The sequence below is a fragment of the Ruegeria sp. CH5 genome (genome assembly GCF_056537025.1).
This window is the reverse complement of sequence record NZ_JBQFQT010000004.1, coordinates 326,724-339,244: the sequence shown is the minus strand read 5'-3', so window position 1 is coordinate 339,244 and position 12,521 is coordinate 326,724. Positions and strand designations below refer to the sequence as shown.

Genomic DNA, 12,521 nt, shown 5'->3' with positions numbered 1-12,521 from the left:
TAGATCATGACGGTTTCGGCCATTTGATTGGATCCAGCCGGAAGTATTTGGACAGCTGCCCGTAGAATTCGGGCGCGGTATCCCTGAGGGCCTCGGGGCGTTCGAAGAACAGCTCGACCGTGACGGCAAAGAACTCTTCGTGTCCGGTGGCGCCATAGGGGTCGATCACCGTGCGCCGGCCTGTCTCGACCGCGTGCAGATGCGCGTCATACGCGGCCAGAAAAACACGTTCCCACTCGGCATAACTTTGATCCCTGGCCAGTACTGGCACGCCGTTGGTGCCGCCGGACAAGTCATCCAACTGATGTGCGAATTCATGAAACACGACGTTGTGTCCGTCATGATCGTTTGCTGCGCCCTGCCGGCTATGCGCCCAGGACAGGATCACCGGCCCCCGATCCCAGCTTTCGCCGGTACGGATGATCTCCTGTTCGGTCACGACATAGCCGCTGTGCCGCTGTTGGCGGGACTTGAAGGCGTTGGGGTAGATCAGGACCGTCGTCAGATTGTCGTACCATTGGTCCGAGTTGACGACCAGAAGGCAAGCTTGTGCGGCGATCGACAGACGCATCTCGTCCGTGACCTCCAGCCCGTCGCAGCCGATGAAACCGACCTGATTCAGGAACAGGTTGATCTTGCCTTCCAAAGTGGCGCGCAACTTGGCAGGCAACCGCTCGAGGATCGGCACCATCGCATGGATGGTTCGCCGCTCCTCATCGCTCAGCGGTGTTAGCAGCAGCGCGGCCTTGGCCCTGGACTTCGACCAGAAATACCAGACCACCAGACCGGCGATTGCCGCAAAAAGGCTCAGAAACAGCACCATGTGGCGACGGTATCTCTATTGCCCCACCTCGGAAAGCCGATTCATTCGGTCGAGGGTCGCGTGAAGTTCGCCAGCCAAGGCCGTTCGACATCCATGCCCTGATACAGCGCATGCAGCAGCAGATGTGCCGTCACCGGGTCCGGGGCAAGGGGGCGTCGGTCTAGTCGCCCCTCCTTGACCGCCGTATCGGCGTCGAAGATCACCGCATCCTCTTTGATGGTGGTCAGCACCCGAAGCTGGGCCAGCGTTTCGGGGTCGACCGCGGTCGGGTCATCCGAAAGGATCACGAAATCGGCCAGCTTGCCCACTTCGATCGAGCCCTTCTGATCTTCCTCGAAATGCTGCCATGCCGGCCAGATCGTCATGGCCTTGAGCGCCGTCATCACGTCGACCCGCTGGTGCGGGCCAAGGATGTCGCCCGACCTGGTGCGCCGGGTGACCGTTGCGGCCAGAACCCGCATGCTGTCGGGAAACGCCACAGGCGCGTCGTGATGGGTGCCGAACATCATGCCGCGTTCGGTCACCCAGCCGGTCGGCGAGATGTTGTCGGCATTGACCGGCCCGACCGTGTGGTCGCGGTGCCAATCGCCCCAGTAGAAGGTGTGCATCGGAAACAGCGATGGGAACACGCCCAATCGTTTGAGGCTGGCCACCTGATCCTCCCGCAGGAACTGACCATGCACCAGAACCGGCCGGTTGCCCGGATCGCCATAGGTCAGCTGCGCCTCGTCGATGGCAGCGATCAGCTTGTCCGTGGCCCCCTCGCCATTGGAGTGGGTCAGGATCTGGAGATCGTTCTCGAAACACCAGTTCACCGCATCCTGCAACTGCTCGCGCGTGATGGCGGCGTATCCGGCATAGCCGGGCGGGTAATCCCCGACCGGATCGTAGTAGGGCCGATCCCGCAGCGCGGTAAATCCTTGCGGCGAGCCGTCGATTGTCAGCTTGCACCCGCCGACTCGCACCCGGTCGGCATAGGTGCGCGAGGCGTCCGACGCGATGAAATCGCGCGATTCCAGAACGTCGGGAAAGGCCACGACGTCGATCGGAAGGTCGCCGTCCGCGGCCACCCGGCGCAGGGCCTGAACCACCGCGCCCGAGGAGCGTCCCTCTTGCGCGGTGGTGTAGCCAAAGCGCGCCCACATCCGGCTGCCGGCGCGCGCGAAAGTCTGCAGCCCGTCTTCGCCGACAGCGCCAAGCAAGGGCACCAAGGCGCCGAAGAATGCGTATTCCTCCAGCACGCCGTTCGGCTCGCCGGCCTCGTCCTTTCGGATCACACCTCCGGGCGGGTTCTCGGTTTCTCCGGTGATCCCGGCCCGTTCGAGCGCTTTGGAATTGCCGACCCCCAGATGTCCGGATTGGTGGATGATCATGATCGGAACGTCGCGCGATACCGCGTCCAGTTCGGAACGGGTGGGGTGGCGCAGCTCGGCCAGTTGCGCGTTGTCATAGCCAAAGCCGATGATCATCCCCATCGCTTCGACCGTGTCGCTATTGGCCTCGGCCCACGCGGACAACGCCGCCTGCAGGCTGTCAATGTCGGTGACCTTGCCATCCGGTGGGGCCAGCAGGTTCGCCGACAGGGCTTGCAAACCGCCCATGACCACGTGGCCGTGGCTGTCGACAAAGCCGGGCAGCATTGCGCGCCCGTCCAGGTCAAAGATCGTCGTATCGTCGCCCTGATGACTGCGCATCTCGGCCAGTTCACCTATTGCGATGATCCGCCCATCCCTGACCGCGACCGCCTGTACCGTGGGCCGGGCGTCATCGATCGTCAGAATCGGACCACCGGTATAGATCGTGTCCGCGACCTGTTGGGCAAAAGCCATGTTGCCGAAGGTCAGACCGGCAGCAACGCTCACGGCAGACAGGGATGAAAGACGCATTCCGAACCTCCAGCAGCATATGGCAATGCGATGGAGTCTAGCACGAAGTCCGCGTCTGGCCCGTGCAATATTCAGTTGTCGAACCGGCGCGCCGGCGTTTACTTGAGCGCGCGCGCGAGGAATTGCCGTGTGGCGTCCTGCTGCGGGTGGTCGAACAGCTGCTCGGGCGGGCCTTCCTCGACGATGCGGCCGTTCTGCAGGAAACACACCTTGTCTGCGGCCTGCCGGGCAAAGCCCATTTCGTGCGTGGCCATCACCATCGTCATGCCCTGCTGCTTGAGCATCAGCAGAACGTCCAGAACCTCGCCCACCAGTTGCGGGTCCAGGGCCGAGGTGATCTCGTCGAACAGCATCACCTCGGGCTGCATGGCCAATGCCCGCGCGATGGCGACGCGCTGCTGCTGTCCGCCTGACAGCTGGTCGGGATAGTTGTGCATCCGGTCGGCCAGCCCGAAGCGTTCGAACATCTCTTCGATCTGGGGCAGCAGTTCAGCGCGCGTGCGGCCGCGCACGCGGCGCGGCGCCAGCATCACGTTGTCCAGCGCGGTCATGTGCGGGAACAGGTTGAAGCTCTGGAACACGATGCCGATGCGCGCGCGCACCGATTGCGGATCCAGACCCGGCACCGAGATGTCGACCCCGTCCAGCAGGATCTCACCATCCTCGATCGGCTCGAGCAGGTTGATGCAGCGCAGAACGGTGGATTTTCCCGCCCCCGAAGCGCCGATCAGGCAGACCATCTGCCCCTCGTCCACGGTCAGGTCGATGCCGTCGCAGACGGTGCGGTCGCCAAAGCGTTTGATGACGTTGCGCAGGTTCAGTTTCGCCATCAGCGCCGCTCTCGCATTTGTCGGGCCATCAGGTGGTCGGCATAGCGCGTCGCCGGGATGGTCACGATCAGGAAGATGATCGCCGCGCCCACATAGGGCGTGAAATTGGCCAGCAGCGATTTGAACACGCCGGCCTGGCGGAAGATCTCGACCGGGCCGATGAAACTGAGAAGCGACACGTCCTTTTGCAGCGCGATCAGCATGTTCATCTGCGAGGGCACGACGTTGCGGACGGCCTGCGGCAGCACCACGTCGCGCATCACCTGGCCTTCGGTCAGGCCCAGCGACAGGGCGGCGGCGCGCTGGCTGTGATGGACGCTGTCGATGCCCGAGCGGAAAATCTCGGCCACATAGGCCGAGTAGGTCAGGATCAGCGCCAGCGATCCCCAGATATAGGGCGAGTTCCACGGCCGGGTCAGGCCCAGCCCCGGAATGCCGAAACCGATCAGATAGACGGTCAGGATCACAGGCACGCCACGGAAGATGTCGGTGAAAGCCGCGCCGAATATGCGCAACGGGAACAGCGCGGGCGATTTGGTGTCGCGGGCCAGCGCGATCAGCAGCCCCAGCACCGCGATCGCGGGCGCCGACCAGGCAAAGATCATCACGTTGATCTTGAAGGCCTCGAGCAGCTTCGGGAAGGTCTTGACCAGAACCTCGCCGTTGAAAAAGCTCTGCTGGACCTTGACCCAGCCCGGCGCCAGCGGCACCAGCACGATCAGCGCCACGACGACCAGAACGGTGCTGGTCGCGGCGATCCGGATCGACCGCCGCCGCTGCTGCGCCTCAAAAAGTTCGCGGCGGGTCGGGCCCGCCGTTCTGTTCTGTGTCATGTCACTTGATCAGCGGAACGCCCGTCGTGTCCTGCAGCCATTTGGCCTCGATCTCGGCCAGCTTGCCGCTTTCAGTCAGCGCGGCGATGGCCGCATCCACGCAGGATTTCAGCGGGTTGCCTTCCTCCATCAACATGCCGAACTGGTCGGGGTTGTCGCCTTGATCGGCAGGGAACTGGCCAATCACCTTGGACCCTTCGATCATCACCGCGCTCAGGAACAGGGCGGTAGGCAGGTCGAACAGCGCGGCGTCGATCTGGTTCGCGGTCATGGCCGCGTTCACGTCGGCATTGTCGCCATAGAGCAGCGGGTCCGCATCCGGCTGGATCACGCTGGCCAGTTTCGGCACGGCGGTGGTCGACCCGACCGCGCCCCATTGCAGGCCCTTCAGCGCCTCGAGCGTGGGCGGAGTGTCAACGGCGTTTGCGCTGACCAGAACCGCCATCGGCGCGGTGTAGTAAGGGGCCGAGAAATCAACGACCTGATCGCGTTCGGGCGTGATCGAGTATTGCTGGATGTTCACGTCAAAGTTTTTGGCGCCGGGCTGGATCGCCTCGTCAAAGGACGACCGGACCCAGACCACGTCATCTGCGGCAAAGCCCATCTCTTCGGCCACGGCATAGGCGACGGCGGCTTCAAAGCCCTGGCCAGACTCGGGCGCGTCATCCATCACCCATGGGTAATAGGCCGGGTTTCCGGTGGCCACGGTGAACTTGCCCTCGGTCAGGGTCTTGCCCGCGGCGCACTGCCCGTCCGCAAGGGCCGAAGTTGCGGTGAACGCAAGGGTTGCGGCCGCGATCGAAAGCATCTTGGACATGAGTCTGGGTCTCCTGTTGGGAATGTCGGGCCCACGGTAGTGTTGCCCGCCGACCCTGTCCAGTTGGTCGCGGTCTATGCCAAACCCCGCAAGAAGTTCAAGCCGTCACGCGGGTGGAATGTTGTGGTTCACCCGGAACAGGTTGCCGGGATCGTACCGCCCTTTGATGCGCGACAGCTGCGTGGCATTGGCCCCGTAGGCGCCGGACAAATGATCGGCCTCGTCCGCTGGCATGAAATTGACATAGGCACTGCCGGTTGCATGCGGCGTCATGCGGTCATAGAGCGCGCGTGCCCAGGCGATGCAGGTGTCATCCTTGGCCGGATCTTCCCAACGGGTGTGCACGTTCATGATGAAATGGGCCGAGCGTTGCGGATAGGCTGTCGCCGCAGCCTCGACCCGGGCCATCGCACCGCCGACATGGGCAATGAATACCTCGCAGGACGGATCCGGAAGGGTCGAGATACTGTCCAGAAGCCCTGCGATTGCATCCGCGGGCAAGGCATCAAAATCGTGACTTTTCCAATAGTTTCGCGCGCCGGGGGTCAGCAGGGGGTCAAAAGCGGCCTGCCAGTCGACGAAGGCGTGCGGCGAGATTACGTCCACGATCGGGTCCCCGAGGGCGCGCAGCGGCTCCATCGCGGCTTCGCCGTTTTCGATGGGACCTGCATAGCAGGCGGCAAAGATCAGCACCTCGCGCCCGTGCCAGTCTTCGGGAAGGAAGGGCAGGGGAGGGGCCTTGCGCATCACCGTCCAGACCGTCAACTCGTCAGGCGCAGTGTCAGCGATCCGCGCGTATTCGGGCAGCAGAGCGGGGCCCTGCTCGATCGGATGCACCACAAGGCCGGACAACACCTGCGGCCCCAGCGGGTGCAGGCGGAACTCGAACGAGGAGACCACGCCGAAATTGCCGCCACCGCCACGAATGGCCCAGAACAGGTCCGGGTGGCTGTTTTCCGATGCGGTCACGATCGAGCCATCGGCCAGCACCACCTCGGCCGAGATCAGGTTGTCGATGGTCATACCGAACTTGCGCGTGGTCCAGCCAAAGCCGCCGCCCAGTGTCAGCCCGGCGATCCCGGTGGTCGAGTTGATGCCCGTCGGAACCACCAACCCGTGCGCCTGCGTCTCTCGGTCCACGTCACCCAGAACCGCACCCGGCGCCACACGCGCGGTGCGCGCCTTCGGGTCGACATGCACCGATTTCATCTGCGACAGGTCCAGCATCACCGCATCATCGGCCACGGCATGTCCGGCGATTTGGTGCCCGCCCGAGCGGACGGACATGATCAGCCCTGCCTCGCGCACGAAATTCACGGCCTTTTGCACATCGCTGGCCCCGAGCGCCCGGATCACAAAGCCGGGTTTGCGGTTGACGATGCTGTTCCAGGTGGTGCGGGCACTATCGTATTCGGGGCTGCCGGGAAGAAAGACGGATCCACGCAGCGACGCGTCCAAAGCGTCCAGCGCGTCTTGGTCCACGGATTTGGTGCTGCCGTTCAGCGTTATCAGGTCAAACATGATCAGTCCTCCAGATCAGGTGGACAGGTTTCCTGCGGTGCTGCCTCGGGCAATGGGTTGCGCGCCCCATTCGAGAGAAGGGCGCGCAATGCAAATTTGGTCGTGTCAGGCGAAGATGCCGGGATCGATCCGATCAACTGGCGTGATGACGTCAGCCGGAATGTTCAGACGCTTGGCCGCCTTGCGCAGGCTTTCCGCGTCCGGCGCCTCGTACAGGCAATAGGTTTTTCGCTTGTCCGCGCTCAGGAACGAGAAAATCCACTCGATCCCTTCTTCGTCGTTGATTTCCTTGATCTTTACCTTGTCATCGTCGCCAAGCTCAAGCTGTTCGGCGAAGTTCCGTTCGATGATGTACCTTGGCATTATGCACCCCCCTGCGCATGTGCTCGGAGTCTAAGACGCGGATCCTTCAAGTTTTGACCTAAGGGAAACCATACCCAATTCCCGGGCAGTTGCCAACGCTTCGGCCTCAAGCGACAGGGCCGAGCGCAGATCCTGAGCGCGACCGCGACGGCGAAGAGCCCAGGCCCGCGCGGCTTGGCTGTGGGCGATCCACGGCGGCGCGGCCATCGCTGTGTCCACTTGGATCGCGGTTTCGAACAGCTCGTCGGCGGTGTCCCAATCACCCAACACGGCGGACAGAGCTCCCAGCCGCCGGGCCGCGGATCCGGTGCAGACGGTTGTCGCGCCGGCCGTGATCGTCAGGTCCCGGTAGGGCAGCAGCTTGTCGATCAGCGTTTGGGCATGGTGCGTGTTCTCGACCGCGACGCAGATATCCGCCAGATAGGACAGGGTGGTCGAGTACATCGCGTCCTGCGGCAGGTCAAAACCGGTGTCCGCGATCTCATTGAGAATACGCTCGGCGGGCTCGCGAAACCCGAGTTCGGCGGCTATCAGGCCGAAACCGGGTTTCCAGCTGGTTTCGCCGGGACTGTCGGACATGAGCCGTTTGATCACAGAGGCCACTTCATGCAACCGGGCCTGCTCGCGCCGGATGGTGAACATCTGAACGCCGTAGACACCCTCGACATGGGCGCCGTGTGTCTGCCGCCCGATTTTGACGGCTTCGCCTGCATAGGTCTCGGCGCGTTCAAAATCGCCATCCAGTATGGCTACCATTGCACGGGCGTGGATCTGAACCCAGTACAGCTGTCGGTGGTTGTCCTTGTCCGAAATCTCGGTCAGCAGTTTCAACGAGGTGTCGACCAACTGGCGATCCGCCATTTCGGCACCGACAAACAGGCTCAGGGTACGGTCGCGACCCTGATCGATGTTTCCAAGCTTTTCCGCAACTTCGTGCATGGATTCGAGGTTCTTGCGCCAGTTCAGCCGATCTTCGCCCTGGCGCGCCACGAAGGGAGCGCCGAAGCGGGTCATCATGACGGCGAACCGGGATTTGTGATCCCCCAGCCGGGCGGCCAGTTCCATGCATTGCTGGCCATATTTGGTGCCCTCGGCAAAGTCGCCGATGAACATGTAGGCGCGGGCGATCTGGGCCATCAGACGACACCGCCGAACCTCATCTGTCGGCGGCAGGCTGTCCAATGCCTCGAGGCACAGGCTGATCGCCTGGCCGTGCCTTTGGCCGGCCATCATGCATGAATCGGCGAAGTGATGTGCCGCGTCGGCAGCAAGGTCCGTCCGGCCTGAGTGCCGGGCGGCGTCCGAAGCCTCCTTCAGTTTGGCGATGCCTTCCGGCAACCTGCCTGCGCTGTCGTAGCTGCGCCCAAGCAGAAGGTTCCCAACGATCGTCTGAGGACTTTTTTCGTCGCCCAGTTTTTGCGCGGCCTTCAGGGTTTCCGTCGCATTGGCCAGGGCTTCCTGGCTGGCCGACCGTGACAGGGCCATTTCTGTCGCCGCGCGCCACCGGTCATAGGCGGCAGCCCAGTCTTCGGCCTCGGTCAGGTGCCGGGCGGCCAACTCGGGGCGTCGTTCAATCTCGGCCGACCGCAACTGCATCAGCGCGTGGGCGACATTGGCGTGTTGGGCCTTGCGTGTGCTGCTGAGCATGGACTGATAGGCGGTGTCCCTGATCAACGCATGGCGGAATACATAGTGCCCTTTGTGGTGCCCGCTTTCAAAGACCAGACCAGCGCGACACAGCTCAGCCAAACAAGTGTCGAGCTCTGGCGGGGCTTCCGGCATCGACGCGGCAAGCAGAGCCGGTTCGAACTCGCGCCCGATAACCGACGCCGCAAGAGCCGTTTGTTTGGCGTCGGGCGATACGGCGTCCAACCGGGCCATCAACGCTCCGCTCAGGGACGAGGGCACATTCACACCGACCCCGCCGGTTTCGTGTATGGCGCGTGTCAGTTCCTCGACAAAAAGCGGCACGCCGTCGGTTTTTTCGACAATCAGGTCGACCAATTCCGGATCCGGATCGCGTCCCGAGACACGTTGCACCAGATGGGCGACCTGCTCGGCATCAAGTCGCCCCAGATGCAGGGTTTGGACATGGCTGTCCCCTTCGGTCTTCTGCATTTCCCAGCCGGGGCGATGCGTGATCACGATCAGAAGGGGAAGGTCGACGCACAACGCTTTGAAACGGTCCAGCAACGCGTGGGTCGAGGCGTCGATCCAATGGGCATCCTCGACAAACAGGATGACCGGACGTTGGACGGCCCGGGCCTTTACCGTGGTGATCAGCGCTTGGATCGTCAGGTCTCGCTGTTCCTGGGGCGACAGTTGCAGGACCTGCTGGGCCAAGGTGCTGCGCGGGGCGACCAAGGCGGCGAAGGCAGGAAGAACTAGGTCCAGATCCAGTCCTTGCCGCTGGGCCAGCATGTCGTGAACACTCTCCTGCACCCTGTCGTCGTCAAAATCCGGGTCGACGCCCGCATCCTGCGAAATCCGTTCGGCAACCGGGTGAAACGGGCTGCTGGTGAGATAGGGAGAGCAGTTCAGTCTGATGATGTCGGCCTGATGGACCACGCTTTCGTCCTGCAGAAACTCCTCGATCAGGCGCGACTTGCCGATTCCCGCTTCACCTGACAGCAGGACCACTTCGCCTTTGCCGTCCTGCGCGTGTTTCCAGGATTGCAGAAGGATGCCCTTTTCAAAACTGCGGCCGATCAGGAACCCGTGGGCACCATCCCCGCGAACCGCGTGAAACCGGCTTTCGGCGCTGCGCTCAGCCACGACCTGAACCAGGTCGTGCGCGGCATCGAAGCCTTTCAAAGGCACGCTGCCCAAGGATGAAACCTCGAACACGCCATCCAGTGACCCTATCAGGTCTGTACGGGGCATGACGACGGCGTTTGCCGGGGCTTTTTCCTGCAACCTGGCGGCCAAGTTCAACACCGGTCCGGTCATGGCGCCTTCTTCGAACGAGTTTTCACCGATCGCGTCACCGACAACCACGTCGCCGCTGGCGATGCCGATGCGCACGGCGAGCGGGGTTCCGTCGGGCGTCGTCATCTGCCGGACCCTTCGCACGGCTTCGAGACCAGCTTTGACGGCCCGAATGGCGTGATCCTCATAGGCGCGGGGCCACCCGAAAAAGACCAGCAGCCCGTCGCCAAGGTATTTGGCGACATATCCTCCATACCGGCTGACGGCACCTGCGACGGAATCCTGGTATCGCTGCAACAGGATCCGCATGTCTTCGGGGTCGATCCGGTTGGTCAATTCGGTCGAGCCGACGAGATCGGCAAAAAAGACCGTCAGATGGCGCCGCTCGGCCGGAGCGCGCGACGGTTGCCCATCCGTGTCGGGCGGTATTTCGGCTGCGGCTGCTGCGATGTCAGATGTGGGTTGCTCGGGCGCCTGTTCATCAGACAGGACGCGCACGGCAGCCAGAATGACCTTGCGGTGTCCGAGGCTGACTCCAAGCTCTCGGAGATCGTCATTGGTCAGCAGAGGCAATACGCGTGCATCAACGTCATTTTCCGCAAAGGTCTCTGCGTATTGGCCCAGACCAAGATCGTTCAGCCATGTTTTGACCGTGAACCCCATTGACGGATCATGCGTGGTTGCAATTCGTCAATCAAGCGTGAGGAATAAACTTTACATAATCATGATTACGCGGCTCAGGAACCAGAACTCATTCCGCGGCCCACGTGATCCGGTCAGGCGCGGTCAGTCTTTGCCAGGCGTCATATTGCGACAGAAACACCTGACCGTTCAGGTCGTCGAGGAAATGCGACTGCTTCAGTCGGTCCATGACCGGGCCTTTGACCTCGCTCAGGTGCAGGCCGACGCCCATGTCGCGCAGGCGGTGGTTGATCGCCTCAAGGCTTTCGAGCGCCGAGAAGTCGACCTCGTTCACCGCCGAGAACATCAGCACCACGTTGCGGATCTCGCAACCCTCGGTCACGCGCGACTGGATCAGATCCTCGAGGAAGCGGGCATTCACGAAATACAGGCTTTCATCCACCCGCAACGTGACCAGCGTGGGGTCGGTCTGGACCTTGTGGCGCAGGATGTTGCGGAAGTGTTGAGTGCCCGGCACCAGCCCCAGTTCGGCCACATGTGGACGTGAAGTCTTGTAAAGATGCAGAAGGATCGAGATTGCCACGCCGCTGGCAACACCCGCTTCGACACCGGCCATCAGGGTCAGGACGATTGTGGCGGCGACAGCGGTGAAATCGGCCCGTGAATAGCCCCAGGTCTTTTTGAGGATTGAAAAATCCACCAGGCTGAGCACCGCCACGATGATCGTCGCGGCCAGCGTCGCCTTGGGCAAGAAATAGACCAGCGGGGTCAGGAAGAGTGCGGCAACCGCCAGCCCAACGGCGGTGAAGGCACCGGCTGCCGGGGTCTCGGCGCCCGCGTCGAAGTTAACGACCGAACGCGAAAACCCGCCGGTGACCGGAAAGCCCCCGGTGAACGCCGCGCCCAGATTGGCCGCGCCCAGTCCGATCAGTTCCTGATCGGGGTCGACGCGCTGGCGTTTCTTGGCCGCAAGCGTCTGCGCGACCGAGATGCTTTCGACAAAGCCGATGATCGAGATCAGGATCGCGGGCACCAGCAGCGCGCCGATCAGGTCTGAGGACAGCCCCGGCAGGGTCAGCGGCGGCAGGCTCTGGGGCACCTCGCCCACGATCTTGACGCCGCGCGCGTCCAGCCCGAAGGCCCAGACCGACACGGTCGTGACCACCACCGCCGCCACCGGCCCGGCCTTGGTCAGTACATCGGCCAAAAGCGGCGGTACGCCCATGCGCCGCAGTGCGGGTTTGAGGTTCTTGCGCACCCAGAACAGGAACGCCGTGGCCAGCACACCGATCACTACGGTTATTCCGCTGGTCTGGTCCAGATGCGCAAAGATCGAGCCCAACATCTCGGGTAAAGTATGCCCATGCGCGCTGACCCCCAGGATGTGTTTCAGCTGGCTGGTGGCGATCAGGATGCCAGAGGCGGTAATGAAGCCCGCGATCACCGGATGAGACAGGAAGTTGGCCAGAAAGCCCAGCCGGAACACGCCCAGCAACATCAGGAACCCGCCCGACAGGAAAGCCAGCGTCATTGCTGCCACAGCATAACCGGCGGTGCCCTGTTCAGCCACCTGCCCCACCGCGGATGCCGTCAGCAGCGACACCACCGCCACCGGCCCCACCGCCAGCGCCCGGCTGGTGCCGAAGATTGCATAGAGGATGATCGGCACGATCGAGGCATAGATACCCGCCTCGGGCGGCAGCCCCGCCAGCAGCGCATAGGCCAGCGATTGTGGGATCAGCATGATCGTCACGATCACCGCGGCGATCAGGTCATTGGACAGCGCCGCCCGGTCATACCGGCGGCCCCAATCCAGAATTGGCAAGTATCGCAACAGGTTGTGCATCGGTTCCACGTTCAAGAGGGCACAGGGCGGGT

9 protein-coding genes are annotated in these 12,521 nt (G+C 62.8%); all 9 read right to left on the bottom strand.

The features are described from left to right. Positions 1–4: 4 nt before the first annotated feature. A complete protein-coding gene (locus ACR0JC_RS14570) occupies positions 5–823 on the bottom strand; it encodes a M90 family metallopeptidase (RefSeq protein ID WP_170341644.1) in 819 nt (272 codons plus the stop codon). Between the two features lie 41 nt (positions 824–864). Beyond that, positions 865–2,709 carry an amidohydrolase gene (locus ACR0JC_RS14565; protein ID WP_480763980.1) on the bottom strand — a complete coding sequence of 615 codons (1,845 nt, stop codon included), beginning with the start codon at positions 2,707–2,709 and terminating at the stop codon, positions 865–867. A gap of 98 nt (positions 2,710–2,807) precedes the next feature. Then, positions 2,808–3,539 carry an amino acid ABC transporter ATP-binding protein gene (locus ACR0JC_RS14560; RefSeq protein ID WP_170341604.1) on the bottom strand — a complete coding sequence of 244 codons (732 nt, stop codon included), beginning with the start codon at positions 3,537–3,539 and terminating at the stop codon, positions 2,808–2,810. Then, a complete protein-coding gene (locus ACR0JC_RS14555) occupies positions 3,539–4,372 on the bottom strand; it encodes an amino acid ABC transporter permease (protein ID WP_170341640.1) in 834 nt (277 codons plus the stop codon). Before ACR0JC_RS14555 ends, ACR0JC_RS14560 begins: the two co-directional genes overlap by 1 nt. Before the next feature lies 1 nt (position 4,373). Next, positions 4,374–5,189: an ABC transporter substrate-binding protein gene (locus tag ACR0JC_RS14550; protein WP_170341637.1), complete on the bottom strand. Its 816-nt coding sequence runs from the start codon at positions 5,187–5,189 to the stop codon at positions 4,374–4,376. 105 nt (positions 5,190–5,294) lie between these two features. Continuing rightward, positions 5,295–6,710 carry an FAD-binding oxidoreductase gene (locus tag ACR0JC_RS14545; protein ID WP_170341636.1) on the bottom strand — a complete coding sequence of 472 codons (1,416 nt, stop codon included), beginning with the start codon at positions 6,708–6,710 and terminating at the stop codon, positions 5,295–5,297. Positions 6,711–6,815: 105 nt separating this feature from the next. Continuing rightward, complete coding sequence (locus ACR0JC_RS14540; protein WP_093963294.1) at positions 6,816–7,073, bottom strand: DUF4242 domain-containing protein; 258 nt, start codon at positions 7,071–7,073, stop codon at positions 6,816–6,818. 30 nt (positions 7,074–7,103) lie between these two features. Then, complete coding sequence (locus ACR0JC_RS14535; RefSeq protein WP_170341632.1) at positions 7,104–10,664, bottom strand: AAA family ATPase; 3,561 nt, start codon at positions 10,662–10,664, stop codon at positions 7,104–7,106. 88 nt (positions 10,665–10,752) lie between these two features. Then, complete coding sequence (locus tag ACR0JC_RS14530; protein WP_170341796.1) at positions 10,753–12,489, bottom strand: SulP family inorganic anion transporter; 1,737 nt, start codon at positions 12,487–12,489, stop codon at positions 10,753–10,755. Positions 12,490–12,521: the final 32 nt, after the last annotated feature.